The sequence below is a fragment of the Agrobacterium tumefaciens genome, from assembly GCF_005221385.1.
Classification (GTDB): domain Bacteria; phylum Pseudomonadota; class Alphaproteobacteria; order Rhizobiales; family Rhizobiaceae; genus Agrobacterium; species Agrobacterium tomkonis.
In genome coordinates this window covers 2,985,335-3,008,832 of record NZ_CP039903.1, presented here as the reverse complement: position 1 = coordinate 3,008,832, position 23,498 = coordinate 2,985,335, and the positions used below count along the sequence as shown (strand labels likewise).

The 23,498-nt window shown below is 58.9% G+C and carries 27 protein-coding genes; 16 read left to right on the top strand and 11 right to left on the bottom strand.

What is annotated here, in order from left to right:
• Nucleotides 1-80 precede the first annotated feature (80 nt).
• Nucleotides 81-797: a 2'-5' RNA ligase family protein gene (locus CFBP6623_RS14995; RefSeq protein ID WP_046799254.1), complete on the top strand. Its 717-nt coding sequence runs from the start codon at nucleotides 81-83 to the stop codon at nucleotides 795-797.
• A 202-nt stretch (nucleotides 798-999) separates the two neighbouring features.
• Here the strand turns inward: CFBP6623_RS14995 and CFBP6623_RS26840 are convergent, their stop codons facing one another.
• Nucleotides 1,000-1,167 (bottom strand): hypothetical protein, encoded by a 168-nt coding sequence (locus CFBP6623_RS26840; RefSeq protein WP_003503889.1) that lies wholly within the window; start codon nucleotides 1,165-1,167, stop codon nucleotides 1,000-1,002.
• Between the two features lie 233 nt (nucleotides 1,168-1,400).
• Between CFBP6623_RS26840 and CFBP6623_RS14985 the strand changes: the two genes are divergently transcribed.
• The 3 genes from CFBP6623_RS14985 to CFBP6623_RS14975 all read left to right on the top strand — a co-directional run bounded on the left by CFBP6623_RS14985 (nucleotide 1,401) and on the right by CFBP6623_RS14975 (nucleotide 3,564).
• The gene (locus tag CFBP6623_RS14985) at nucleotides 1,401-1,748 is read left to right on the top strand and encodes an ArsC family reductase (protein ID WP_046799440.1); all 348 of its coding nucleotides are present in this window, start codon (nucleotides 1,401-1,403) and stop codon (nucleotides 1,746-1,748) included.
• 11 nt (nucleotides 1,749-1,759) lie between these two features.
• Complete coding sequence (ybaK, locus tag CFBP6623_RS14980; RefSeq protein WP_046799253.1) at nucleotides 1,760-2,236, top strand: Cys-tRNA(Pro) deacylase; 477 nt, start codon at nucleotides 1,760-1,762, stop codon at nucleotides 2,234-2,236.
• Between the two features lie 89 nt (nucleotides 2,237-2,325).
• Entirely contained in the window at nucleotides 2,326-3,564 is a 1,239-nt protein-coding gene (locus tag CFBP6623_RS14975; protein WP_080842389.1) for an aminopeptidase, read from the top strand.
• Between the two features lie 6 nt (nucleotides 3,565-3,570).
• Here the strand turns inward: CFBP6623_RS14975 and CFBP6623_RS14970 are convergent, their stop codons facing one another.
• Nucleotides 3,571-4,434 (bottom strand): EamA family transporter, encoded by an 864-nt coding sequence (locus tag CFBP6623_RS14970; RefSeq protein WP_046799251.1) that lies wholly within the window; start codon nucleotides 4,432-4,434, stop codon nucleotides 3,571-3,573.
• 81 nt (nucleotides 4,435-4,515) lie between these two features.
• On the opposite strand from CFBP6623_RS14970, the gene CFBP6623_RS14965 reads away from it, so the two are divergent.
• From CFBP6623_RS14965 to CFBP6623_RS14955, 3 genes are all read left to right on the top strand, one after another.
• The gene (locus CFBP6623_RS14965) at nucleotides 4,516-5,016 is read left to right on the top strand and encodes a MarR family winged helix-turn-helix transcriptional regulator (protein ID WP_046799250.1); all 501 of its coding nucleotides are present in this window, start codon (nucleotides 4,516-4,518) and stop codon (nucleotides 5,014-5,016) included.
• Nucleotides 5,017-5,124: 108 nt separating this feature from the next.
• Nucleotides 5,125-5,832 carry a FadR/GntR family transcriptional regulator gene (locus CFBP6623_RS14960; RefSeq protein ID WP_035219349.1) on the top strand — a complete coding sequence of 236 codons (708 nt, stop codon included), beginning with the start codon at nucleotides 5,125-5,127 and terminating at the stop codon, nucleotides 5,830-5,832.
• 55 nt (nucleotides 5,833-5,887) lie between these two features.
• Nucleotides 5,888-7,090 carry a mandelate racemase/muconate lactonizing enzyme family protein gene (locus tag CFBP6623_RS14955; RefSeq protein ID WP_046799249.1) on the top strand — a complete coding sequence of 401 codons (1,203 nt, stop codon included), beginning with the start codon at nucleotides 5,888-5,890 and terminating at the stop codon, nucleotides 7,088-7,090.
• On the opposite strand, the gene xseA is transcribed toward CFBP6623_RS14955, so the two are convergent.
• Entirely contained in the window at nucleotides 7,091-8,689 is a 1,599-nt protein-coding gene (gene xseA / locus CFBP6623_RS14950) for an exodeoxyribonuclease VII large subunit (protein WP_046799248.1), read from the bottom strand.
• 190 nt (nucleotides 8,690-8,879) lie between these two features.
• On the opposite strand from xseA, the gene CFBP6623_RS14945 reads away from it, so the two are divergent.
• Together CFBP6623_RS14945 and CFBP6623_RS14940 are read left to right on the top strand one after the other, a co-directional pair.
• Nucleotides 8,880-9,122 (top strand): hypothetical protein, encoded by a 243-nt coding sequence (locus CFBP6623_RS14945; RefSeq protein ID WP_046799247.1) that lies wholly within the window; start codon nucleotides 8,880-8,882, stop codon nucleotides 9,120-9,122.
• Between the two features lie 12 nt (nucleotides 9,123-9,134).
• The gene (locus CFBP6623_RS14940; RefSeq protein WP_046799246.1) at nucleotides 9,135-9,506 is read left to right on the top strand and encodes a hypothetical protein; all 372 of its coding nucleotides are present in this window, start codon (nucleotides 9,135-9,137) and stop codon (nucleotides 9,504-9,506) included.
• Here CFBP6623_RS14940 and CFBP6623_RS14935 read toward each other — a convergent pair.
• Nucleotides 9,503-10,486: a Gfo/Idh/MocA family protein gene (locus CFBP6623_RS14935; RefSeq protein ID WP_046799245.1), complete on the bottom strand. Its 984-nt coding sequence runs from the start codon at nucleotides 10,484-10,486 to the stop codon at nucleotides 9,503-9,505. The two genes, CFBP6623_RS14940 and CFBP6623_RS14935, sit on opposite strands and share 4 nt — an antisense overlap.
• Before the next feature lie 184 nt (nucleotides 10,487-10,670).
• On the opposite strand from CFBP6623_RS14935, the gene CFBP6623_RS14930 reads away from it, so the two are divergent.
• The 4 genes from CFBP6623_RS14930 (at nucleotide 10,671) to CFBP6623_RS14915 (ending at nucleotide 13,720) form a co-directional block, all read left to right on the top strand.
• The gene (locus CFBP6623_RS14930) at nucleotides 10,671-11,231 is read left to right on the top strand and encodes an isochorismatase family protein (protein ID WP_046799439.1); all 561 of its coding nucleotides are present in this window, start codon (nucleotides 10,671-10,673) and stop codon (nucleotides 11,229-11,231) included.
• Nucleotides 11,231-12,214: a GlxA family transcriptional regulator gene (locus CFBP6623_RS14925; protein WP_046799244.1), complete on the top strand. Its 984-nt coding sequence runs from the start codon at nucleotides 11,231-11,233 to the stop codon at nucleotides 12,212-12,214. Before CFBP6623_RS14930 ends, CFBP6623_RS14925 begins: the two co-directional genes overlap by 1 nt.
• Before the next feature lie 110 nt (nucleotides 12,215-12,324).
• On the top strand, nucleotides 12,325-13,275 hold the full coding sequence (locus CFBP6623_RS14920; protein ID WP_046799243.1) for an aldo/keto reductase: 951 nt from the start codon (nucleotides 12,325-12,327) through the stop codon (nucleotides 13,273-13,275).
• A 1-nt stretch (nucleotide 13,276) separates the two neighbouring features.
• Entirely contained in the window at nucleotides 13,277-13,720 is a 444-nt protein-coding gene (locus tag CFBP6623_RS14915; RefSeq protein ID WP_046799242.1) for a GNAT family N-acetyltransferase, read from the top strand.
• Here CFBP6623_RS14915 and CFBP6623_RS14910 read toward each other — a convergent pair whose 3' ends face one another.
• Nucleotides 13,721-14,611: a LysR family transcriptional regulator gene (locus CFBP6623_RS14910; RefSeq protein WP_046799241.1), complete on the bottom strand. Its 891-nt coding sequence runs from the start codon at nucleotides 14,609-14,611 to the stop codon at nucleotides 13,721-13,723. It lies immediately after the preceding gene.
• Between the two features lie 116 nt (nucleotides 14,612-14,727).
• Here CFBP6623_RS14910 and CFBP6623_RS14905 point away from each other — a divergent pair, with 116 nt between their 5' ends.
• Nucleotides 14,728-15,729: an aldo/keto reductase gene (locus CFBP6623_RS14905; protein ID WP_046799438.1), complete on the top strand. Its 1,002-nt coding sequence runs from the start codon at nucleotides 14,728-14,730 to the stop codon at nucleotides 15,727-15,729.
• A gap of 57 nt (nucleotides 15,730-15,786) precedes the next feature.
• Here CFBP6623_RS14905 and pheT read toward each other — a convergent pair whose 3' ends face one another.
• From pheT to infC, 6 genes are all read right to left on the bottom strand, one after another.
• The gene (gene pheT / locus CFBP6623_RS14900; RefSeq protein WP_080842390.1) at nucleotides 15,787-18,210 is read right to left on the bottom strand and encodes a phenylalanine--tRNA ligase subunit beta; all 2,424 of its coding nucleotides are present in this window, start codon (nucleotides 18,208-18,210) and stop codon (nucleotides 15,787-15,789) included.
• 24 nt (nucleotides 18,211-18,234) lie between these two features.
• Nucleotides 18,235-19,317 carry a phenylalanine--tRNA ligase subunit alpha gene (pheS, locus tag CFBP6623_RS14895; protein ID WP_046799239.1) on the bottom strand — a complete coding sequence of 361 codons (1,083 nt, stop codon included), beginning with the start codon at nucleotides 19,315-19,317 and terminating at the stop codon, nucleotides 18,235-18,237.
• Nucleotides 19,304-20,188: a phosphotransferase gene (locus tag CFBP6623_RS14890; protein WP_046799238.1), complete on the bottom strand. Its 885-nt coding sequence runs from the start codon at nucleotides 20,186-20,188 to the stop codon at nucleotides 19,304-19,306. Before CFBP6623_RS14890 ends, pheS begins: the two co-directional genes overlap by 14 nt.
• A gap of 182 nt (nucleotides 20,189-20,370) precedes the next feature.
• Nucleotides 20,371-20,775: a 50S ribosomal protein L20 gene (gene rplT / locus CFBP6623_RS14885; RefSeq protein WP_003507464.1), complete on the bottom strand. Its 405-nt coding sequence runs from the start codon at nucleotides 20,773-20,775 to the stop codon at nucleotides 20,371-20,373.
• A gap of 40 nt (nucleotides 20,776-20,815) precedes the next feature.
• The gene (gene rpmI, locus CFBP6623_RS14880) at nucleotides 20,816-21,019 is read right to left on the bottom strand and encodes a 50S ribosomal protein L35 (protein WP_003493355.1); all 204 of its coding nucleotides are present in this window, start codon (nucleotides 21,017-21,019) and stop codon (nucleotides 20,816-20,818) included.
• Between the two features lie 191 nt (nucleotides 21,020-21,210).
• Entirely contained in the window at nucleotides 21,211-21,747 is a 537-nt protein-coding gene (infC, locus tag CFBP6623_RS14875; protein ID WP_077224822.1) for a translation initiation factor IF-3, read from the bottom strand.
• Nucleotides 21,748-21,934: 187 nt separating this feature from the next.
• Here infC and CFBP6623_RS14870 point away from each other — a divergent pair, with 187 nt between their 5' ends.
• Nucleotides 21,935-22,723, top strand: coding sequence for an alpha/beta hydrolase (locus CFBP6623_RS14870; protein ID WP_046799237.1), 789 nt, complete (start codon nucleotides 21,935-21,937; stop codon nucleotides 22,721-22,723).
• 118 nt (nucleotides 22,724-22,841) lie between these two features.
• Nucleotides 22,842-23,456, top strand: coding sequence for a transglutaminase-like cysteine peptidase (locus tag CFBP6623_RS14865; RefSeq protein ID WP_046799236.1), 615 nt, complete (start codon nucleotides 22,842-22,844; stop codon nucleotides 23,454-23,456).
• Nucleotides 23,457-23,498 lie beyond the last annotated feature (42 nt).

The window sequence follows — 23,498 nt, the reverse complement described above, 5'->3', positions numbered from 1 at the left end:
AATACGTTCTACTTTTGTTCTTTTAATTTCTTCTGGCGATGATAATATCGCAGCCTTGGTAAAGGCTGTGGAGCGTCGTCATGGGTTTCGAGTTGACGGATAAGGGAGGTTTACAGCAGCTTTTCTTCGAAGGGCTGGAGCCGCAAAAAATACAGCGTCTCAATCCGCGATTTCGCAGCAAGCTTCTCTTGTTGTTGAAACCACCGGCAGCCCTGGCCGATAGGATCTTTGCCGATGCAGCGCGCCATGCGGAAGGACGGACAAAACGAGCGGCCTATCCAGCGGAGCTTCTGCACATAACCCTGCTCTGTATCGGATGTTTCGAGACTGCGCCTCGCGGGCTGATAAACAGGCTAAAGGCGGCGCTGGGGGAAATTGAGGCGCGGCCTGTTCCTATCACTTTCGAAGAAACGTCGCTTTTCGGCAATCGCAATAGTCTGGTTATGAGAAGCAGCCGCGAAATGCCGGAGATAAAGGCTCTGGTGAAGATATTGCAACGTACCCTTTGGCGGGCAAACCTTCCCTTTATTACGGCATCGTCTTTTACGCCGCATCTCACCATGATCTATGGCTGTGGGAAGATTGAGCCTATGCCCGCTGGTAAACCCTATAGCTGGCTGGCGGGTAATTTCGAGCTTGTCTTCAGCCATAATGGCGAAACACGGCACGAATCTCTGGCACGCTTTGCGCTTTCAGCGAAAGCGGATCGTTATGAGCGGCCTGAGAGCCAGTTATATTTGTCGGAAAAAGTGATCGGCCCGTCGAAGCGGCCGAAACAGAGTGCAGCGGTGCGATGACCTGCGCTCGAAGCAACGCAGCAATCCAGCGCTGACAATTTATCCCACAACTGCCGTTCGAGAACTATGTGGGACCTTCCTGCGTGAATACGGAACGCTTCTCGAGCCATACCCGCGCGTCCAGCTCGTCCGTCAAAACCGATATGGATTTCGACCCGAGCGCAAGCGAGGCGATGCCGCCTCGCTACGAATGACAACCAGCTTAGAGCTGTACCTTGTCGAAAGCCTTACCGTCGATGCCGAGGGCTTCGAGATCGGCACGGGCGGGCTTGCGATGTGCGCGAACAGCGGCCGAAACCGAGAGCGCTGCACCGAGAACGGCGAAAGTTTCACCGAAGAAGTTACGCGATGTCTTTGCAACCTGACGCATTTTTCTCTCCATCTTTGATGCCCAGATAATGGGTATTTTCGGCCCCTTCTACAACTCATGATGTAGCAAGGAAGCCATGCAGCTTTGCTCGCGCTCGTTTGGATATCAGCTATGGCGATTTCGCATGGCTCAGACATCACGCTCCGAAAAGCCTGCAGGGCACCTCGGGCAGCGGGTTGAATAAGCCGGATATTTTGTTATGCCGGAAGGCTGAAGACAAAGAGGCTGGCAGCATGACGATCACCATTTACGGCATCAAGAACTGCGACACGATGAAGAAGGCCAGAAGCTGGCTGGAAACCAACGGCATCGACTATTCTTTTCATGACTACAAGGCGGTCGGCATTGACCGCGCCCATCTGGAGACATGGTGCGATGCCGCCGGCTGGGAAACGGTTCTTAACCGCGCCGGCACGACCTTCAAGAAACTGGATGATGACCAAAAGGCCGATCTTAGCCGTGAGAAGGCCATCGGATTGATGCTGGATCAACCCTCGATGATCAAGCGTCCGGTACTCGAGGCCAAAGGCAAGATAACCGTCGGTTTCAAACCGGAAATCTATCAGACCCTCCTTGCCTGAACGCAGCCGCCATGTCCAAAACGACCCGCGCCACCCAGATGCTGAGCAAGGCCGGTATTGCCTTCACCACCGTCACCTATGACTACGACCCGAATGCCGACCGCATCGGCCTGCAGGCGGCCGAAGCGATCGGCGAGGCGCCACATCTGGTGCTGAAAACGCTGATGGCGGAACTTGACGGCAAACCGGTCTGCGTCATCGTCCCTTCCGACCGTGAGGTGAGCATGAAGAAACTCGCTGCCGCATTCGGAGGCAAATCCGCCAGCATGATGAAGCCTGCCGATGCGGAGCGGACCACGGGTTACCATGTCGGCGGCATCAGTCCGTTCGGGCAGAAGAAACAGGTGCCAACAGCCATGGAGGCTGAAGCCATGGCGCATGCGCATGTTTACATGAATGGCGGGCAAAGAGGGTTGCAGGTGAGACTTTCGCCCCAAGATGCACAGGCGGCACTGAAGGCCATCATCGCTCCGCTGGTGGCGGACTGACGCTTCTCCCAACGCTTTTGAAAGCATTTGGCTTTCGAAAGGAATGGGCTATGGTCGGCGCCTCCGATTGAAATATACGAAGGCAGATCATGACCGTTTCTCCCATCGATCCCGTCAAACTCGAAAAACTGGCCGAAGTCGCCGTAAAAGTCGGCCTGCAATTGCAGAAGGATCAGGATCTGGTGATCACTGCGCCGCTGGCGGCGCTGCCGCTGGTGCGGCTTTTGACCAAACACGCCTATATGGCCGGCGGCGGGCTGGTCACCACCTTCTATTCCGATGAGGAGACCACGCTTTCCCGCTATCGCCACGCCAGCGACGCGAATTTCGACCGGGCTTCCGGCTGGCTCTATGAAGGCATGGCAAAGGCCTATGCCAACGGCGCGGCGCGGTTGGCGATTGCCGGCGACAACCCCATGCTGCTGGCAGAGCAGGACCCTGCCAAGGTGGCGCGGGCCAACAAGGCCAACTCTACCGCCTACAAGCCGGCGCTGGAGAAGATTTCCAATTTCGACATCAACTGGAACATCATTTCCTATCCGAACCCATCCTGGGCAAAGCAGGTCTTCCCGGATATTGCCGAGGACGAAGCCGTCCGAAAGCTCGCAGACGCCATCTTCGCCGCCTCGCGGGTTGATCTTGCCGATCCGGTGGCGGCATGGGCGCAGCACAATGCCAATCTTGCCAAGCGCTCCGCGTGGCTGAACGGCGAGCGCTTCGCATCGCTGCATTTCACCGGCCCCGGCACGGACGTGACGATCGGGCTGGCAGACGGCCATGAATGGCATGGCGGCGCTTCCACCGCCAAGAACGGCGTGACCTGCAACCCGAATATTCCGACGGAAGAAGTATTCACCACGCCGCATGCGCTACGTGTGGATGGTTACGTTTCCAGCACCAAGCCCCTGTCGCATCAGGGAACGTTGATCGACGATATAAGGGTGAAATTCCAGGGTGGCCGTATCGTCGAAGCCAAGGCTTCGAAGGGCGAAGCTGTGCTGAACAAGGTGCTCGATACCGACGAGGGCGCACGGCGTCTCGGCGAAGTGGCGCTGGTGCCGCATTCCTCACCGATATCCGCAAGCGGTATCCTGTTCTACAACACGCTGTTTGACGAAAACGCCTCGTGCCACATCGCGCTTGGCCAATGTTATTCGAAATGTTTCCTTGACGGTGCTTCGCTGTCGCAGGAGCAGATCAAGGCTCAGGGTGGCAATTCCAGCCTCATCCATATCGACTGGATGATCGGTTCCGACAAGGTGGATATTGATGGCGTGAAGCCGGATGGCTCCACGGTTCCGGTCATGCGCAAGGGCGAATGGGCCTGAGGACGCTTACTTCGGCAACTGACTGCGCTGACTGAGCCAGATGCTGAAAAGCACCGCGACAAACCCGGCAATCTGTGTTGGCGTGAGGCTTTGGCCGAGCGCCAGCCAGCCCAGAAGAGTTGCGACGACAGGGCTTAGAAAACCGAGCGATGCCGCAGCCGAGGGCTCGATGCGGGCAAGCCCGCGAAACCACAGAAGATAGGTCAGCGCCGCGCCGATGAGGCCGAGATAGGCCATGCCGAGAATATTGGCGGCGGTCGGCGCTGGCAAGGCCGGCTCCAGAACAAAGGCAACCGGCAGGAGCAGAATACCGCCCGCGGTCAATTGCCAAGCGGTGAAGGTGAGGTTGGAGACCGGTGGTCGCCATTTGCGGGTCAGCACCGTTCCGAAAGCCATGGAGACGGCACCGGCAAGACCTGCGGCAACGCCGATACCATCCAGCGCCGCTCCGGGCGTCAGCACAAGAAGTGCGACGCCTGCGATACCTAACAGGCCGGCGGCGATGGCAAGAGGCCTGACGGGCGCTGCCAGAAACAGCCGGGAAAGGCCAATGACGATGAGGGGTTGCACCGCGCCCACCGTTGCCGCCACACCGCCCGGCAGCCGATAAGCCGACACAAAAAGCATCGCCCAGAAAAACGAAAAATTCAGCGCGCCAAGAATGAAGCTGCGCGGCCACCAAATGCCTTCCGGCAACTTCCGGACGAACAGCAGCAGCAGGATGCCCGCCGGCAAAGCGCGCAGCATGGCGACATGAAGAGGGTAGCCCTGCGGCAAGAATTCCGTGGTGACGAAATAAGTGGTTCCCCAGATGGCGGGGGCAAGTGCTGTCACCAGCACGTCAGCGGCATAGGTCGAATTTTTCTTCATTTCAAGAATCTCTACATCAAGATAAATTCACTTTAGTCGATTTTATCTTGACGTCAAGATATCAATTGTTATGCCTTGGTGATGAGCAAAGAACCGCTGGACCACGTCGATCATATTCTGGCGCAATGGCGCAAGGAGCGGCCCGATCTCGATGTCGGCCCGATGGGCCTGCTTGGGCGCCTGCACCGGCTCAGTACGCATCTCGGCCGCGAGGTTGAGGCCGTGCTTTTGAAACACGGACTCTCCTCCTCCGCTTTCGATGTGCTGGCGACATTGCGGCGTGCCGGCCCGCCCTACCGGCTTTCCCCCGGCGATCTGCTGGCGATGACCATGGTGAGTTCGGGCACCATGACCAACAGGATCGACCAGCTGGAAAAGGTCGGGCTGGTGGAGCGCATTCACAACCCGCAGGACCGGCGTAGCGTGTTGATATCGCTGACGGAGCGTGGACTCGCCATTGTCGAGGATGCAGTCGGCGCGCATGTCGAAAACCAGCATCGTCTGGTCGCTCATCTCAGCGAAGAGGAGCGTGCGGCGCTGAACGGGCTGCTGAAGAGGTTTTTGCAGGATTTCGAGCAGTAGGTTCGTGGATCAGACAAACATCCAGTCAACCAGCGATGAACGCTTGTTTCGGCGTAAAAATTCCTGTAAGCAATTTTCCATAAACCTGTACTACAGGTTGGAGGAAAAATGTATAACGCCATCTCCCATGAAACCGGTCTCGTCAGCAGCACGATCGGCGCGATCACCCGCCATATCCGCGAAAACGAACTGGCCCCCGGCGCGAAACTGCCGAGCGAACTTTCGCTCTCCCAGCAGCTAGGCGTCTCACGCACGGTTGTTCGCGAGGCTTTCCGGTCCCTTTCGGCCATGCGGCTGATCGATGTCAGCGCCGGCAAGCGCGCCACGGTGGCGACGCTGGATCACGGTGCGATGTCGCTGATGTTCGAACATGGCATTCATACCGAACAGATCAACATCCAGCAGATTTACGACGTACGCCGCACCATCGAGGTCAGAACCGTGACGCTGGCGGCGCTCAGGCGCACGGACGCGGAAGCACTTACCATTCTCGACCATGCCAACAATATGGAGCGGGATTTCGGCGACAATGACAAGGTCATGGAACACGACCTTGCCTTTCACCTTGCCGTTGCCAGAGCCTCCAAGAACCCGGTTTTCGAGCTCATTCTCGGCGCCTTTCAGAATGTGACGCGCCAGACCTGGCCGATCGGCTGGAAGAGCCGCACATCCGACGCCCAACGCCATGCGGCAGGCGAGCTTCACGTCGCCATCGGACAGGCCATTGCTGCGGGCGACCCACAAACGGCTTCAACGCTGATGGCGCGGCATTTCGATGAAAGCGTGCACGCGCTTCTGGCCGCCGGCATCGCCTGATTTTTTTCAACGCAGTTCCAGACGGAACACCACCTGCCTCTGGAGGAGACACTTCATGAAAATCACGAAACTTGAGACCGTCCGCGTGGCGGAACGGGCAAACCTGCTTTGGGTTCTGGTCCATACGGATGAGGGCATTACCGGGCTTGGTGAAACCTTCTATGGCGCCGAGACGGTGGAAACCTATGTGCATGAATATATCGCGCCACGGGTGATCGGCCGCGATCCGCTGCAGATCGACCTTCTGGCACAGGATCTCGTCGGTTATCTGGGTTTCCGCTCGTCGGGCGCGGAAGTGCGCGGCAATTCGGCCTTCGATATCGCGCTGTGGGATATTTTCGGCAAGGCCACGAACCAGCCGATTGCCCAGTTGCTCGGCGGTTTCAGCCGCAAGGAAATCCGCACCTACAATACCTGCGCGGGCACTGAATACATCAAGAAGGCAACCGGCCAGCAGACTGCCAATTATGGCCTCTCCGGCGGCAAGGATTACGACGACCTGAACGGCTTCCTGCACCGGGCGGACGAGCTTGCCCATTCGCTTTTGGAAGACGGCATCACGGCCATGAAGATCTGGCCTTTCGATGCGGCGGCGGAAAAGACGCGCGGGCAATATATCTCAATGCCGGACCTGAAAAGCGCGCTCGAGCCGTTCGAGAAAATCCGCAAGGCGGTGGGCGACAAGATGGATATCATGGTGGAGTTTCACTCCATGTGGCAGCTTCTGCCCGCCATGCAGATCGCCAAGGCGCTGACGCCCTACCAGACCTTCTGGCACGAAGACCCGATCAAGATGGATAGCCTTTCCAGCCTGACGCGGTATGCCGCCGTTTCGCCAGCACCCATCTCCGCATCGGAAACGCTGGGTTCCCGCTGGGCTTTCCGCGATCTTCTGGAAACGGGTGCGGCCGGCGTGGTGATGCTTGATATCAGCTGGTGCGGCGGACTTTCGGAGGCGCGCAAGATCGCTTCGATGGCGGAAGCCTGGCATCTGCCGGTCGCCCCGCATGATTGCACCGGCCCGGTTGTGCTCTGCGCCTCCACGCACCTGTCGCTCAACGCGCCGAATGCGCTGGTGCAGGAAAGCGTGCGCGCCTTCTACAAGACCTGGTATCGCGATCTCGTCACCGCCTTGCCGGAAGTGAAAAACGGCATGATCACCGTGCCGCCGGGCGCCGGCCTTGGCATGGAACTGCATCCCGACATCGAAAAGACCTTCACCGTCAGCCGCCGTGTTTCGGATGCGGCGTCGATCTGATCAAAACAGACTGCCCTGATTGCCCGGGCCTGAAGAAGCCGGTTTTGCCGGCTTCTTTTTTTGTGCCGCGGCGGCATCCGGAGACGGCGTCCCCTCTCCCGTCGTGATGGCGGAGACACGACCGTCGGCAAATTCCATCGACACGACAGCGCCGGAGGCAATGGCGGCGGCACGGGTCAGCGGCCGGTTCTCTTCATCACGGATCACGGCATAACCGCGGTTCAGCACGTTCTTATAAGAGAGCGATTGCAGGATACGATTGTGGGCGGCAAGGCCCGAGCGGTTCTGCGCCATCCGATGCAGGACGGCGGTATCGGCCCGGCGCGCGGCGGTGACGACGCGTTCCTTCTGCCGCTCCAGCTGGCCAAGCAGGCGGGCGGGCAGCGAACGCAGCGCGGAATCGAAGGCATCGACGCGGCCTTTGCCCTGCAGGAGCCGACGTTCCACCAAAGTCTCGGCCCGGTGCATGCGCTCGGTGATCCGCTGCCTGTGGTGTTTGAGACCGTTGAGAAGGGTTTCCGGCCGAAGCCCCGAAGCGGAGCGCTCAAAGGCGCGACGCTTATTCAGCGTGGTCATTTCAAGCCCACGACCGAGACCGCTTGCGGCCTCGTCGAAACGGCGGCGCGGCAGGGCCAGAAGCTGGTCTAGCGACGGCAGCGCCCGCACCAGCGCCCGCACGCCCTGGCGGCGATTGTCCATCTGTCGCGATACCGAGCCGGAAAGACGCGCGGCAAGGCCGGAAAGCTGCGCTTCCAGTTCCGCACGCACCGGCACGGCCATTTCGGCGGCGCCTGTCGGTGTCGGCGCACGCACATCGGCGGCATAGTCGATCAATGTCGTATCGGTCTCGTGTCCGACGGCGGAAATCAGCGGAATTTCACTTTCAGCCGCAGCGCGCACGACGATTTCATCGTTGAAGCCCCAGAGGTCCTCCAGACTGCCGCCGCCACGGGCAACAATCAGCACATCCGGGCGGGCGATCTCGCCGCCGGGCTTAAGCGCGTTAAAACCGCGAATGGCGTTCGCCACTTCCTCGCCCGAGCCTTCGCCCTGCACCTTGACCGGCCAGACGACGACATGGACCGGAAAGCGATCCGAAATGCGGTGAAGAATATCGCGAATGACGGCACCCGTGGGTGAGGTAACGACACCAATGACATGCGGCATGAACGGCAGGCGGCGCTTGCGGGCCGCATCGAACAGCCCTTCCGCCGCCAGACGCCGGCGGCGGTCTTCCAGAAGTGCCATCAGCGCGCCGGCACCGGCCGGCTCGAGGCTTTCGATGACGATCTGGTATTTCGAGGAGCCAGGAAAGGTGGTGACCTTGCCCGTCGCAATCACTTCCATGCCCTCTTCCGGGCGGAACTTCAGCCGCGAGAACGTGCCTTTCCAGATCACCGCATCGATGCGGGCGCGATCGTCCTTCAGCGAGAAATAAGCGTGGCCGGAAGAATGTGGGCCGCGATAGCCGGAAATTTCGCCGCGCACCCGCACCTGCTCGAAAGCCGTCTCCACCGTGCGCTTGATGGAACCTGACAGTTCGGACACCGAGAACTCGGCAAGATTGCTCAATGCGGCGTGGGAGAAGATATCGCTCATGACCGTTTGTAACCAAAACCCGTCGATTCGGAAATGCCGGTGCTCGCCAGCCCGATTTTAACGGCGATGAAACCATATCCTCAACTAACGAGTTAGGAAAACAGGGAACGGAGGAGAAAACAAGGGTTCGTTAGGGAAGAAGACGCTACGTCTTGTCCCGGGCCCGGCAACCAAAGAGGAGGCGGCATCCATGATTTTTCTTACCGCCACAGTGCTTGGCGTAACCGCAGTTGCGTTGCGTTCTGTCTTCAGCATCATTTTCATCTGCATGATGATTATCGGCGCTTATGGTATAGCAATGGCGCTTTCTTCTACGGCCGTACCGTTGATGTCGCTGCTTCTGGCGCTCGCCGGGTATAATTTCGGCGTCGTCGGTGTCGTCATCGGCCTTCTCGTGCTGCAACGCCCGCGCTCCACGCAGCCGACGCTTTAAAAGCTAACGGCCTTGAGACTTCCGCACTTCGCATTGACCGAGATTTGCGGATTGGCCGCTGACCTTACCGTCACCTGCCTGCTCATTTTCTATCTCGGTGTCGATCCGCTTTCCGCCCGATTGCCCGGTGCGGCGGCAGGCGTTGCAACGAGCTGGCGGTTGAACCGCGCCAACGGCGGTGCACCGGCCACGTTGAGCGTTTTTCTCGTGAATGCTGTGACGCTCACCGCCCGCGTCGTCGGTGTGGGGCTGTTTATGTTGCTGCAATGGCGCAACCCGCTGGTCCAGCCGCTTATCCCGCTCGCCTTTTCAGCATTCGCGGCATTGCTGTTGGCGCTTTATGGCTACCGACGGCTGCAAAAACAACAGTTGGACCGGGATTAAACCGGTTCCCAACCGTCCTTTTCGGCTGCCCGATATATGGCGTCGATAAAAAGCTGGTTCTTCCTCGAGCTTTCCAGCGTAACGACTTCGCCCTCACCCTTCACTGCGCGGGCAAAGGCCTCCGCCTCCAGCTTGTATTGACGGCTATCCTGAAACCGAAAGACTTGCGACTGGTTATGGGCCTGATTGGTCAGCTCGATCTCTTCCGCACCCCAGCGATTGGCGTTGAAAGGGGATTTGACCTCGATGTAACCATCCGTGCCGTGAAAGACCATGAGCTGACGGGCGGCAAGCTGGGTCGACAGATAAAAGCTCAGTTCGAAACCGCCGAAATCAGCTCTGACGCTGGAATAGATATCCGTGCCGAATTCCCTGTCGCGCTCAACCGTGGCCTGCACGCGCTTCGGCTCCGCGCCGGTGGCAAAACGGGTCACGATGGTTGGGTAGACACCGATATCCGGCAGGGCGCCGCCGCCCAGTTCGGGAATATTGCGCATGTTGCCGGGATCGCGATTGAAATAGCTGAAAGCGCCCTGAACATGTTTCAGCGTGCCGATGGCGCCGGATGCCAGCAACTCCTTCACCTTGGCCCAGACCGGCGCATAGGTGACCATGAAAGCCTCGGACACAACAACGCCGTTGCGGTCGCGCGCGGCGATAAGCGTATCGATCTCCCGCGCCTCCAGCGCAATCGGCTTTTCGCACAGCACATGCTTGCCAGCATCGGCCGCCTTGATTGTCCATTCCACATGCTGCGCGGTTGGAAGCGGAATATAGACCGCATCGATCACATCCGATGCCAGCATCTCCTCATAGGAACCGAAGGCATGCGGCACGGAAAAACGCTCGGCAACCGCGCGCGCTTTGGCGCGATCGCGGCTGGCGATAGCGCTGACCACACAGTCTTGCGCATCCTGTATTGCCGGAATGACGTGATCCTGAGCGATTTTCGCCGTTGAGATTATTCCGAAGCGCAGCATTCCCGTTCTCCCCACTCTGCCATTTCTTCGGAAACTTACCACCCCGGCACCGTGTGGCAAGCCGGCAAAGTCCGATCACCAGAAAGTATGGCCGGATGTGTCCTGCCTTTGTCGGCCTGGTTGCTTTTATCGGGATGCATAAGGGGGAATTATGCTATGAATAAACCCAATGGAGAAACATGAAATGTCCTCTTCTCACACCGCGCTGCTCGTTATCGACGTTCAGGAATCGTTTCGGCACACCCCTTATTTCGAGGAAAGCGGACTTGCTGCCTATCTGGAGAAACAGCAGGGATTGATTGACGGCGCCAAGGCCGCGGGAATTCCCGTTGTGCAAATCTTCCATGTCGATGGCGACAGGGCCTTCTCGAAAGACAGCGGCTATGTCCGCACGCTTGAGGGTGTGGAGATCGCACCCGACGTGACCTTTCACAAGAACCGCCATTCGGCTTTCGCTGGCACCGGCCTTGAAATCTGGCTGACGCAGAAAGGCATCAATCGGCTGATCGTCTCGGGCATCCGCACTGAACAATGCTGCGAAACGACGACGCGGCACGCTTCCGATCTCGGCTACAACGTCGAATACGTCACCGAGGCGACATTGACCTTTCCCATGACACATGCGTCCGGCACGGTATTCAGCGCCGACGATATCCGCAAACGCACCGAGCTGGTGCTGGCCGGCCGCTTCGCACGCATCGCTACGGTGAATGACGCGCTTACAACCCTGAAAGAAGCAGCCTGATGGACAAAGGCGGCACACGCATCATTCCCTTTTATACGCTTGTGCCGCCGCACGCGCTGTTGCTCGATATTGCCGGTCCCCTGCAGGTGATCCGTTATGCCAATGGTGAGCAAAGCGACATTTTTTTCGACTGCCACTACATTGCGGCAAGGGACAGGCAACAATCCTCGATCGGTCTTGACCTTTGCGGTCTGGAGGCCCTGCCCGCGGCGCTTCCGGAAAATGCGTTTCTCTTGATCTCCGGCAGCACTTCACGTTCCGAGAGCGAGCCGGAAACGCGGCGGGAGCGGCAGGCATTGACGGCATGGCTGGGCCGTGTCGCGCGTATCGATACCATTGTCATTTCCATCTGCTCCGGTGCATTGCTGGCGGGAGAGGCGGGACTTTTCGACGGACGAAGCTGCACAACACATGCCGATTGCATCGAAGCGCTGCGACGCATCGCGCCATTGTCCCAGGTGGCCGAAAACCGACTGTTCGTCGAGGACGGAAACCGCTTCTCAAGCGCTGGCATCTCCACCGGCATAGACCTGATGCTGCATGTGGTTTCCCGGCTGACATCCCCGGCGGTCGCGGCGCGCATTGCAAAAACCATGGTTATCTATCTCAGGCGCAACGGCAGCGATCCGCAAATTTCGCCCTGGCTGACAGGCCGTAACCACATGCACCCCGCCATTCACCGCGTGCAGGACACGGTGATGGCGGAGCCGGCCCGAGACTGGTCGCTGGAAGGCCTGGCCGATATTGCAGCCCTCAGCGAAAGGCATCTGTCGCGCCTGTTTCGTGAACATACCGGCATCAGCGTTATCGATTACGTCAATCTGATGCGGGTCAATTTGGCCCGAGACATTCTCGCCAATAGCCGCCTCGACATGGAGGCCATCGCCGAACGGGCGGGATTTGCCTCTGCCCGGCATTTGCGGCGTGTGTGGCAACAGCATAATCACCTTCCGCCCAGCCACTATCGCGGCTATCGGAGCTGATCTCGCCAGCTTCCGTCCATTGCCTGATGAGTGCCATCAAAGGAATTGAATGGTTATGCGGATGAGCAGTTGCTAACCTTGTCACCAAGTCAGCAACAGGAGCATTCCCCGTGGAAAAACGAAACCTCGGCCGCACCGGCCTCTCCATCGCCCCGATCGTTTTCGGCGGCAACGTGTTCGGCTGGACAGCGGATGAGAAGACTTCCTTTACCCTGCTCGACGCTTTTTTCGACGCCGGGTTCAACGCCATCGACACGGCGGATGTCTATTCCGCCTGGGTGGACGGGCATGAGGGCGGCGAATCCGAAGCCATTATCGGCAAATGGCTGAAGCAATCGAGCGTGAAGCGCGAGGATGCGGTGATCGTCACCAAGGTCGGTTTTGACAATCGCGGCCAGAAGACCGGCCTCAGCGCCAAGTGGATCACAGAGGCTGTCGATGCTTCGCTGAAGCGGCTGCAGACCGACTATATCGACCTCTATCTCGCCCACAAGCCGGATGCCGACGTGCCGCTGGAAGAGACGCTTGCCGCCTTCGCAAAGCTGAAGGAACAGGGAAAAATCCGCGCCATCGGTTGCTCCAACTATTCCGCCAGCCAGCTTCAGGAGGCGCTGGATACGGCGGCGAAAAACAATCTTCCGCGTTACGACGTGCTGCAGCCGGAATATAATCTCTATAATCGCGCGGATTTCGAAGGTCCACTTGCTGATCTTTGTGTGCAAGAAGAGATCGGCGTCATCAACTATTACAGCCTTGCAGCCGGTTTCCTGACCGGGAAATACCGTGCCAAGGCCGATACGGAAGGCGTTGCCCGCAGCTATCGTGTCGGCGAATACGTCAATACGCGCGGCCTTGCCGTTTTGGGGGCGATGGATGCGGTGGCGGTGCAGACCGGGGCCAAGCTCGCCGATATCGCGCTGGCGTGGCTGTTGCGGAAAAAGGCGATAACCGCGCCGATTGCCAGCGCCACCAGCCTGTCGCAGCTTGAAAGCTTCAAACGCGCCGTCGACCTGAAGCTGACCGATGAAATGATGACCCTTCTCGACAAGGCGGGCGCATAAGATGGAGCTTACAATTCGTGATGCGCAGCCGGCTGACCGGGCGGAATGGCTGCGCCTCTGGAACGATTACCTCGCTTTTTATGAGGTCGAACTTGCCGGTGACGTGACTGACCATACCTGGGCACGCATTCTTGATCCCACATCGCGGGTTTCCATGCGTGTGGCCATGCTTGGTGACCGCATGGCCGGTTTCGCCATCCATCACTTCCATGATTCCACCTGGGTGAAGACGCCCGATTGCTATCTGGAGGATTTGTTTGTTGATGGCGAAATCCGCGGCAAGGGGACGGGCCGGGCGCTGATGGACGATCTTATCGCGATCTGCAAGGAAAAGGGCTGGTCACGGCTTTACTGGCACACTGGCGAGGACAATCAACGCGCCCAGAAACTTTACGACAGCTACGTGAAAAGCGACGGCCATATTCGTTATCGCATCAAGTTCTGATCAGACCCGAAAGCGGAAGAAATCCACGAAAGCCCTCAGCGCCGGGCGCATCTGCCGGCGCGAGGGATAATAGATATAGAAGCCGTCAAAGGGCGCACACCAGTCCTCCAGCACGCGGATGAGCCTGCCCTGCCTGATATCGTCCTCGACGCGCTGCTCGAAAACGAAGGCAAGCCCTGCTCCATCAATTGCTGCCCGGCGAATGAGGCTCTGGTCCGACAGGATCAAAGGTCCCTGAACATCGACCACCAGCGGCTTGCCATTCTTCTCCAGTTCCCAACGATAGATAAGGCCACTCGCGAAGCGCCGGCGGATGCAGCGATGCCGAATGAGATCCCTGGGATCGCGTGGCGGTGGATTTTCCGCAAAATAGGACGGAGAACCAACAATCGCGCCGCGCCACGCACCGCTGGCTTTCACCGCAATCATATCCGCATCCAGGTGCTCCCCGAGCCGCAGACCGGCATCGAAACCCTTCGCGACAATATCTTCGAAACGATCGTCCGTTGAGATTTCGAGTGAGATATCGGGATAGAGCCGCAGGAATTCACCCAGCCGCGGCACGATGAGATCCTCGGCGGCCAGCCTCGGCAAGGTGATGCGCAGGGGCCCGGCCGGTCTGCCGCCATGCTCGGCAAGTGTCTCGATGACCGCATCGATATCGGCAAGCGCCGGACCCAGTGTTTCGAGAAGCCGCCTGCCCTCCTCTGTCGGCGAAACGCTGCGGGTGGTACGATGGAGCAGGCGCAGTCCAAGACTTGCCTCCAGCGACGAGACGGCATGGCTGACGGCGGAGGGCGCAATGGCGAGTTCAGCCGCGGCCTTGCGGAAGCTGCGGCCTTCGGCAACGGCGGCGAGAACGGCCAGCTGAGAGAGTTGCACACGGTTCATTGTTCTAAATGATAGAACAACCCAAGCGGATTTGCAGCGATTATTTTTATCGCCATGAGACGCTATTTTCTGATCACGCCCTGATGACGGGCGGTTCCTTATGGAAGGACGAACAGATGAAAAAAAGAACCCTCGGAAACAACCTTTCCGTTTCGGCGCTTGGCCTCGGCTGCATGGGAATGACCCATGCCTATAGCCCGACCGGCGATGAAAGCAGCGCAATAGCGACGCTGCACCGTGCCGTCGAACTCGGCGTCACCTTTTTTGATACGGCAGAGGTTTATGGGCCTTACAATAACGAGATTCTCGTCGGCAAGGGTTTGAAGCCCTATCGCGACAAGGTGGTCATCGCCACCAAGTTCGGTTTCAGGATCGACCCCAGCAAACCCGCAGGCCAGATGATGGTGGGCACCGACAGCCGGCCGGAAAATGTGCGCGCCGTCGCAGAAGCCTCGCTCAAACGCCTTGGCGTCGATGTTATCGACTTGTTCTACCAACATCGCGTCGATCCTGCTGTCCCGATCGAAGATACGGTGGGGGCTATGGCGGAGCTGGTCCGACAGGGTAAGGTGAAACATCTCGGCCTGTCGGAAGCGAGCGCCGAAACCCTTCGCAAGGCACACGCCGTTCATCCGATTGCGGCCATACAGAGCGAATATTCGCTGTGGACCCGCGATGTAGAGGAAAACGGCGTGCTGGAAACCTGCCGTGAACTCGGCATCGGTTTCGTGCCTTTCAGCCCACTTGGTCGCGGCGCCCTGACCGGCGCACTGAAGTCACTCGACGGCCTTGCCGCCGATGATTTCCGCCGCGGCCTGCCGCGCTTCCAAAGCGAGAACTTCGACGCTAATCTGGCGCTCATCCAGCTTCTGGAAGACATGGCGGTTGAAAAGGGCGTCACGGCCGGACAACTGGCGCTGGCCTGGGTTCTGGCGCAGGGTGACTTCATCGTCCCGATCCCCGGCACGACAAAAATCGCCAATCTGGAAAAAAACGCGGCCGCTGCGGAGGTATCGCTGACGGCGGACGAAGCCGCCAGCCTCGGCGCTCTGCTTTCCCCCGCAAAAGTTGCGGGCGCACGTTATCCCGAACGCATGTCACAGATGGCCAACCGTTAAAAACCAAAAAGCCGCGGCAGTTGCCGCGGCTTTTTTCAATCAGACCTTCATCCACTCTCAGGCGCGCAGAACGCCGCCCGTGGATTTCTCGACATTGCCGACGATCTTGGCCGTCAGGGCCTCGAAATCCTCATCCGTCAGCGTCTTGTCGACCGGCTGGATCTGCACTTCGATGGCGACCGACTTGCGGTTCTCGCCGAGCGATGCGCCTTCGAAGATATCGAAGACATTGACGCCGGTGATCAGCTTGCGGTCGGCGCTCGTTGCAGCCTTGATGATGGCGCCCGCCTCGACCGACTTGTCGACCACGAAGGCGAAATCTCGCTTGACCGCCTGGAAGGGCGAAAGCTCGAGCGCAGGCTTGGTGCGGGTCGCCTTCTTTTTCGGCTCCTGCATGGCGTCGAGATAGACCTCGAAGCCGCTATAGGCGCCGGAGACATCCAGTTCGGACAGCGTCTTCGGATGGAACTCGCCGAAATAGCCGAGCACGACCTTCGGACCCATCTTGATGGTGCCGGAGCGACCGGGGTGATACCAGGATGGCGCGCCGGCTTCGATCTGCACATTGGCCATGGGCAAGCCGCAGGCTTCCAGCACCGAGAGCGCATCGGCCTTCGCGTCGTATACATCCACCGGCTTGCCACCGCCCTTCAAAGCATTGGACCACATGCGGCCGCTGCCTGCGAGCGAGGCCGTACCACGGCGAACGCCGCCGGCAACGCGGCGCTGCTTCTCAGGCGTATCGCCCTCATAGGTGCCGGAGACCTCGAAGATTGCGACATCACCATAGCCTTTATCGGCGTTGCGCTGCGCGGCGGTCAGGAGGCCGGGCAGCAGCGAAGGCCGCATGTCCGACATGTCGGCTGCGATGGGGTTGGCGAGTTTCAGCGCGGGTGAACCACCGCCGAACAGCTTTGCCTGCGCTTCCGGGATGAAGGACCATGTGACGGCCTCCAGCATGCCACGACTTGCCAAGGCACGACGCGCGGTGCGGGTGCGGACCTGCAGCGTGGTCAGGATACGGCCGTTGACGGCGCCGAAGCTTTCAAGCGGTTCCGGCTTGATGTTGTCGACGCCATGGATGCGCATGACCTCTTCCACCAGATCGGCCTTGCCATCAACATCCGGACGCCAGGACGGTACGGTGACGGAGACGCGCTCGCCCGTTCCCTCGACGCCAAAACCGAGGCCTTTGAGAATGGTTAGGCTCTCTTCCGCCGAGACTTCCAGACCTGTCAGGCGCTTCACTTCCGCCAGCGGGAAATCCACGACCTTGGGCTGATGGCCCTTGTAACCGACAACCCGGGCTTCGCCAGCGACACCGCCGCACAGTTCGAGAACCAGTTCGGTGGTGCGCTCCAGACCCGGAACCATATAGTCCGGATCGACGCCACGCTCGAAACGATAACGCGCATCGGTGATGATGCCGAGCGAGCGGCCGGTCTTGGCAATGTTGATCGGATCCCAGAGAGCGGATTCGATCAGCACGTCGACGGTGTTTTCATCGCAGCCGGAATGTTCGCCGCCCATGACGCCGCCGATGGATTCGAGACCTTTCTCGTCGGCGATGACGACATTGTTCGGGCCAAGCTTATATTCACGCTGATCGAGCGCTAGGATGGTCTCACCCTCTTTCGCGCGACGAACCGTCAGATCGCCCTTGACCTTGGCGGCGTCGAAGACGTGCATCGGCCGGCCCTGATCAAAGGTCATGTAGTTGGTGATATCGACCAGCGCATTGATGGGACGCAGGCCGATCGCCATCAGGCGCTGCTGCATCCATTTCGGGCTTGGACCGTTCTTCACGCCACGCACGATCCGCAGCGAAAAGCCGGGGCAGAGTGCTGCATCATCCAGCTCAAGTTTCACATCAACCGCGGTTGTGCCTTCCACCTTGAAGGACGGCGCTGCGTTCGTCTTCAGCTTGCCAAGACCGGAAGCGGCGAGATCGCGGGCAATACCGTAGATCGAGGTGCAATCCGGACGGTTGGGCGTCAGGTTGATTTCGATGGCCGGATCGTCGAGGCCGGCATAGGTGGCAAAGGAGGTACCAACAGGTGCATCCTGCGGCAGGTCGATGATGCCGTCGTGATCGTCGGAAATATTCAGCTCCTTTTCGGAGCACATCATGCCGTGGCTTTCGACGCCGCGTATCTTGCCGACGGCAAGGGTGACGTCGATGCCCGGAACATACATGCCGGGCCGCGCGAGCGCACCAACGAGGCCGGCGCGTGCATTCGGGGCGCCGCAGACGATCTGCACCGGCTTGCCGTCACCGGCATCGACGGAGAGAACCTTCAGGCGGTCAGCTTCCGGGTGCTTCTCGGCGGAGAGCACCTTGGCGATGACGAAAGGCTTGTAGGCCGCCTTGTCGTCAACGTCCTCGACCTCGAGGCCAATCGCCGTCAGCCGCTCGCAAATCTCGTCCAGCGTCGCATCGGTATCCAGATGCTCTTTCAGCCAGGAAAGAGTGAATTTCATGTCTTTGCTCCTTGGCTAACCGGATTAAACGCTCAAACCGCCGAACAGCGTCGGCATGTCGAGCGGGCGGAAGCCGTAATGGTTCATCCAGCGGACATCGGCGTTGAAGAAATCGCGCAGGTCCGGCATGCCGTATTTCAGCATGGCGATGCGATCGAGGCCCATGCCCCAGGCAAAGCCCTGATATTCATCCGGGTCCAGCCCGCCGGCTCGCAGCACATTGGGGTGCACCATGCCGCAGCCGAGGATTTCCATCCAGTCCTTGCCCTCGCCGAACTTGACGATGGGGCCGGAACGGTCGCACTGGATATCCACCTCGAAGCTCGGCTCCGTGAAGGGGAAGAAGGACGGGCGGAAACGCATCACCACGCTGTCGACCTCGAAGAAGGTCTTGCAGAACTCTTCCAGTACCCAGCGCAGATTGCCCACATGCGCCTTCTTGTCGATGACAAGGCCTTCGACCTGATGGAACATTGGCGAGTGAGTGGCGTCGGAATCCTGACGGTAGGTCTTGCCGGGAATGACGATGCGGATCGGCGGTTTCTGGCTTTCCATGGTGCGTATCTGCACCGGCGAGGTATGGGTGCGCAGCACCTTGCGCTCGCCGTTTTCATCCGGCTGGAAGAAAAAGGTGTCGTGCATCTCGCGGGCCGGATGGCCTTCGGGGAAATTCAACGCCGTGAAATTGTAATAGTCGGTCTCGATGTCAGGACCTTCGGCGATCGAGAACCCCATATCCGCGAAGATGGCGGTGATTTCATCGACGATCTGGCTGATGGGATGAATGCGGCCACGCTCGGTGGGGGACTGGCGAACCGGCAGGCTGACATCCACCGTTTCCGCCTTCAGGCGGGCGGCGATGGCGGCATCCTTCAGCGCGTTCTTGCGCTCGCCGATGAGGTCGGTGATCTCCGTCTTGAGCTGATTGATGGCAGCGCCCCGGGTCTGGCGCTCTTCCGGCGTCATGCTGCCAAGCGTCTTCAGAAGCTCCGAAACCGAGCCCTTCTTGCCCAGCGCGGAAACGCGTACGGCTTCGATGGCCGGCTCATCGGCAGCGGTGGCGATCTCCGACATCAGTTGCGATTTCAAGGTATCAAGTTCTGTCATCTTTTCCTGCCTTGCCGGTTTTTTTGAGAGCGGCTTCGGGGTTCACAGCATTCATCAGATAGTCGGTCGCCATGATAAAGCGTCGCAGATCACTACCCATCCGCACGCGCCCGATCAACCGGGCAAGCGGTAAAAATCGCCCCAGAATGCCGGTCAGGCGGCACAATTCTTCCAGCGCCCGGGGCGGGGCGTTTTCACGCCAGCGGGAAAAGGCGGCATCACAGGTTTTCGACGTATCGCAGGCGCGCGTTGCGACCTGTAAAAACAGCAGCCATATATCGCGGGCCTGCGCCGTTTCCAGCGGCATGACCTCCTGAGGGCGCTCCTCGAAATCCATGAAGCCGACACGGCCGTCCTGGAGAAAGAAGTCGCGCACATGCGGACGACCATGGCAGAGACCCGCCGCGTGCAGTTCGCCAAGCGCTTCTGCCGATTTAACCAGCAAGGCATCATGTTCCGACGGTCTTGCGACCTTTATCGCGTCCATGCGCTCCATGATGGTGGGCCCGACATCGCCCAGAACAACGGCCGTGAGCGAGGAATAAATGATCGGCGGAACGGGAAAACCGCGGGCCTTGAAGACCTCAAGCGTTTCGAGTTCGCGACGCATCAGCCCGGCACCGTCAAGCGGCGGCGAAGGCCGCATGAAGGTGTAGGGAAGCAGTTTTGCAAGAAAAGTCTGCAGCTTTATCCACCAGGACGGCGTTTCCGTGCCCTGACGTTTGATCCAGACGGTAGCGGCGGAAAGCTCGAGTTTCTGCACACGGCGCTCGCTCTGAAGCAATGCCCGCATCAAGGCTGCGATATCACCATCCTCGAGATGGACGTGAAAGCCCTTTGCCTTTTCCACTTCGCTTGCGGCAACCAGCATTTTTTGCCCCCTGGAGCTTGCCCGGTCAAATGCCGGCCGATGCCCCACCCTTTTGTCTCCGACAAATCCGGGACGAAGCGCCTGACGCTTTTGCCGGAATTGCCATGAACTTCAAAAACGGAAAACCCGCGCCGGAGGACCGGCGCGGGTTTCAAATGAACAACAGATTGTCCGCGCCGTAATTACTTTACAGCGGTTTCAAACTCGTTGGTCGTACCAGCATCCTTGAGGTACTCAAGAGCCTTCTTCGCTGCTTCAACGAGCGCGCCGAATGCTGCCGGCTCATGGATAGCCATGTCGGACAGAACCTTGCGGTCGACTTCGATGCCAGCCTTGTTCAGGCCGTCGATGAAGCGGCCATAGGTCAGGCCGAATTCGCGAACAGCAGCGTTGATACGCTGGATCCACAGAGCGCGGAAGTTGCGCTTGTTGACCTTGCGGTCGCGGTAAGCGTACTGCTTGGAACGATCCACGGCAGCCTTTGCTGCGCGGATGGTGTTCTTGCGGCGGCCGTAGAAGCCCTTGGCTGCCTTGAGTGTCTTGGTGTGCTTGGCGCGGGAAGTTACGCCACGTTTTACGCGTGCCATGTCATGATCTCCTTAAAGTGTCCAAAAGTGCGGAAAAGTCTCAGAGACCGTTCGGCAGGTAGTTCTTGACGACTTTCTTGCCGTCAGCTTCGGCGAGAACCATGGTTCCACGCGCGTCGCGAATGAACTTGTTGGTACGCTTGATCATGCCGTGGCGCTTACCGGCGGCGGCTGCAACAACCTTACCGGTAGCGGTGATCTTGAACCGCTTTTTTGCAGCGGACTTCGTCTTCATCTTGGGCATTTTGCTACTCCGTGTTTTTGTATCGAAACAGGCAGACGAGGCCTATTTCAAGCTATTCAGGAACGGCCTCGGCATGCCCTGCCGGACCGTTCGGACGCGCGCTTATAACCGCAGTCGGCTAAAAGCGCAACGGGGAATGAAAATTTCCCCTTGCGGCGGTGATTTACGCAGTCTTCAGGACTGGCGCAAAATTATTTCGGGGCGAGAACCATCATCATCTGACGGCCTTCCAGCTTCGGCTCGGCTTCAACCTTGGCAATCGCCTGGGTATCTTCCTTCACCTGAAGGAGAAGTTTCATGCCAAGTTCCTGGTGGGCCATTTCACGGCCACGGAACTTCAGCGTCACCTTCACCTTGTCACCTTCGTCAAAGAAGCGGTTCATCGCCTTCATCTTCACGTCATAGTCATGCGTGTCGATGTTGGGGCGCATCTTGATTTCCTTGACCTCGACAATCTTCTGTTTCTTGCGCGCCTCAGCGGCTTTCTTCTGGGTCGAGTATTTAAGCTTGCCGAGATCGAGGATCTTGCATACCGGCGGCTCTGCGTTCGGCGAAATCTCGACAAGATCGAGACCGGCCTCTTCCGCCATTTTCAAAGCCTGATCCGTCGGCATGCTACCGAGGTTCTGGCCCTCTTCATCAATAAGCTGAACTCTGGGAACCCGAATTTCCCGGTTGGAGCGCGGGCCCTCCTTGACGGGGGCATCGGCTTTGAAAGGTCTGCGAATGGTCGTATTCTCCTGATCTGTTTCTGGATCACGTCAGCAAAAAACAGCTTGTTTGGTACAAGCGGCGGAAATGTCGTTATTGCCGTGGCGAAGTCAATAGCATATCTGCCCGAAAAGATCACCTCTTGCCACGGTTTTTGCAAATACGCCGCCGATATTGCACGAAAATCAGGAGAATTGCATATACATGACCGAACAAGCCGCTGAATTCCTGCATATAGGAGCAGGTGACGACACCCGCAACATCGCTTTTCTCCATCGCCGCGCAACATCACAGCCGGACGCACCCTTGCTTGTCTGGCTCGGCGGCTATCGTTCCGACATGACGGGAACCAAGGCGGTGGAGCTCGATCGCTTCGCAGCAGAAAAAGGTCTTGCCTGCCTGCGGCTCGATTATTCCGGCCACGGAGCTTCCGGCGGCGATTTCAACAAAGGCACGATTTCGCGGTGGCTGGAAGAAGCGCTCACCGTGGTGCACGCCAAGGCATCGTCGCGTGTCATCCTCGTCGGCTCGTCGATGGGCGGGTGGATTGCGTTGCGCATGGTCGAGGAGCTGCGCAAGGCAGGCGGTGTGCCTTCCGTCGCCGGTCTGGTTCTTATTGCCCCCGCTCCCGATTTTACTGCGGAGTTGATAGAGCCCAGCCTGACGGAAGCGGAAAAGACGTCGCTGGTGGAAAGAGGCTATTTCGAGGAACATTCGGAATATAGCCCCGAACCCAACATCTTCACCCGGGCACTGATGGAGGACGGCAGGCGGAACCGCGTGCTCACAGGCATCATCACCACCGGCTGCCCCGTTCACATCCTGCAGGGCATGCGCGATCCTGACGTTCCCTATCAGCACGCGCTGAAGCTCCTCGAGCACCTTCCCGCCGACGACGTGGTGCTGACGCTGATCCGCGACGGCGACCACCGGCTTTCCCGGCCACAGGATATCGACAGGATGCTCGCGGCCGTCAAAGCCCTTGCAATATAGGCATTTGCGCAACGCTCTTAACCATATTCAACGAGTCTTGCGCGCCACCGATTGCTAATGATTGACTCCTACCCCCCATCCCTCTTAACTTTTCATTAAGAATTAAGGGACGGGTTTCATGATGAACGCACCGCTGGCGCGTGCGCTGCTGTTTGCAGTTGCCGCCGGGCTAATGACTGCTGCTTCCGCCATGGCGGAAATCAAGGGAAGCCCTTCCATGGTGACGGGCGGGATTACCTCCCAGCCGATCGGCCATTATGAGTTCTGTCAGAAATATTCGGATGAATGCAACATTCGTAACAAGATGACGCCGCCGCCGCGCGTCACCGAATATGGCTGGGGCGTCATTCGTGAGATCAACACCTCTGTCAACACCACCATCGTGGCGATGACCGATCAGGAAATCTACGGCAAGGACGAAGTCTGGGAATATCCGACGACGGCCGGCGATTGCGAAGATTTTGTGCTGCTGAAGCGTAAGAAGCTCATCGAGCGCGGTTTTTCCGTGGCCGACCTGCTGATCACCGTCGTGCGCAAGCCGGACGGCGAGGGCCATGCCGTGCTGACGCTTCGCACCACCGATGGCGATTATATTCTCGACAACCTCACCGACGACGTGAAGCTCTGGACAGACACCAACTACACCTATCTGAAACGGCAGGCGTCTTTCAATACGGGCCGCTGGGTTTCCATCGAAGATGGTCGTGATGTTCTGGTTGGCGCGTTGCGCTGACACTCAAACTACCATTCTGACAGATTAAGAGCCCGCCGCCGC

Bases quoted from the DNA above. Each gene is read 5' to 3' on its own strand.
- CFBP6623_RS14935 (WP_046799245.1), bottom strand. From the start codon at position 10,486: ATGCTGCGCTTCGGAATAATCTCAACGGCGAAAATCGCTCAGGATCAC.
- CFBP6623_RS14965 (WP_046799250.1), top strand. From the start codon at position 4,516: ATGAGCAAAGAACCGCTGGACCACGTCGATCATATTCTGGCGCAATGG.
- CFBP6623_RS14910 (WP_046799241.1), bottom strand. From the start codon at position 14,611: ATGAACCGTGTGCAACTCTCTCAGCTGGCCGTTCTCGCCGCCGTTGCC.
- ybaK (WP_046799253.1), top strand. From the start codon at position 1,760: ATGTCCAAAACGACCCGCGCCACCCAGATGCTGAGCAAGGCCGGTATT.
- CFBP6623_RS14945 (WP_046799247.1), top strand. From the start codon at position 8,880: ATGATTTTTCTTACCGCCACAGTGCTTGGCGTAACCGCAGTTGCGTTG.
- rpmI (WP_003493355.1), bottom strand. From the start codon at position 21,019: ATGCCCAAGATGAAGACGAAGTCCGCTGCAAAAAAGCGGTTCAAGATC.
- CFBP6623_RS14930 (WP_046799439.1), top strand. From the start codon at position 10,671: ATGTCCTCTTCTCACACCGCGCTGCTCGTTATCGACGTTCAGGAATCG.
- CFBP6623_RS14915 (WP_046799242.1), top strand. From the start codon at position 13,277: ATGGAGCTTACAATTCGTGATGCGCAGCCGGCTGACCGGGCGGAATGG.
- CFBP6623_RS14960 (WP_035219349.1), top strand. From the start codon at position 5,125: ATGTATAACGCCATCTCCCATGAAACCGGTCTCGTCAGCAGCACGATC.
- CFBP6623_RS14995 (WP_046799254.1), top strand. From the start codon at position 81: ATGGGTTTCGAGTTGACGGATAAGGGAGGTTTACAGCAGCTTTTCTTC.
- CFBP6623_RS14970 (WP_046799251.1), bottom strand. From the start codon at position 4,434: ATGAAGAAAAATTCGACCTATGCCGCTGACGTGCTGGTGACAGCACTT.
- CFBP6623_RS14975 (WP_080842389.1), top strand. From the start codon at position 2,326: ATGACCGTTTCTCCCATCGATCCCGTCAAACTCGAAAAACTGGCCGAA.
- pheS (WP_046799239.1), bottom strand. From the start codon at position 19,317: ATGACAGAACTTGATACCTTGAAATCGCAACTGATGTCGGAGATCGCC.
- pheT (WP_080842390.1), bottom strand. From the start codon at position 18,210: ATGAAATTCACTCTTTCCTGGCTGAAAGAGCATCTGGATACCGATGCG.
- CFBP6623_RS14925 (WP_046799244.1), top strand. From the start codon at position 11,231: ATGGACAAAGGCGGCACACGCATCATTCCCTTTTATACGCTTGTGCCG.
- xseA (WP_046799248.1), bottom strand. From the start codon at position 8,689: ATGAGCGATATCTTCTCCCACGCCGCATTGAGCAATCTTGCCGAGTTC.
- CFBP6623_RS14955 (WP_046799249.1), top strand. From the start codon at position 5,888: ATGAAAATCACGAAACTTGAGACCGTCCGCGTGGCGGAACGGGCAAAC.
- rplT (WP_003507464.1), bottom strand. From the start codon at position 20,775: ATGGCACGCGTAAAACGTGGCGTAACTTCCCGCGCCAAGCACACCAAG.
- CFBP6623_RS14985 (WP_046799440.1), top strand. From the start codon at position 1,401: ATGACGATCACCATTTACGGCATCAAGAACTGCGACACGATGAAGAAG.
- CFBP6623_RS14870 (WP_046799237.1), top strand. From the start codon at position 21,935: ATGACCGAACAAGCCGCTGAATTCCTGCATATAGGAGCAGGTGACGAC.
- CFBP6623_RS14865 (WP_046799236.1), top strand. From the start codon at position 22,842: ATGATGAACGCACCGCTGGCGCGTGCGCTGCTGTTTGCAGTTGCCGCC.
- CFBP6623_RS14890 (WP_046799238.1), bottom strand. From the start codon at position 20,188: ATGCTGGTTGCCGCAAGCGAAGTGGAAAAGGCAAAGGGCTTTCACGTC.
- CFBP6623_RS26840 (WP_003503889.1), bottom strand. From the start codon at position 1,167: ATGCGTCAGGTTGCAAAGACATCGCGTAACTTCTTCGGTGAAACTTTC.
- CFBP6623_RS14905 (WP_046799438.1), top strand. From the start codon at position 14,728: ATGAAAAAAAGAACCCTCGGAAACAACCTTTCCGTTTCGGCGCTTGGC.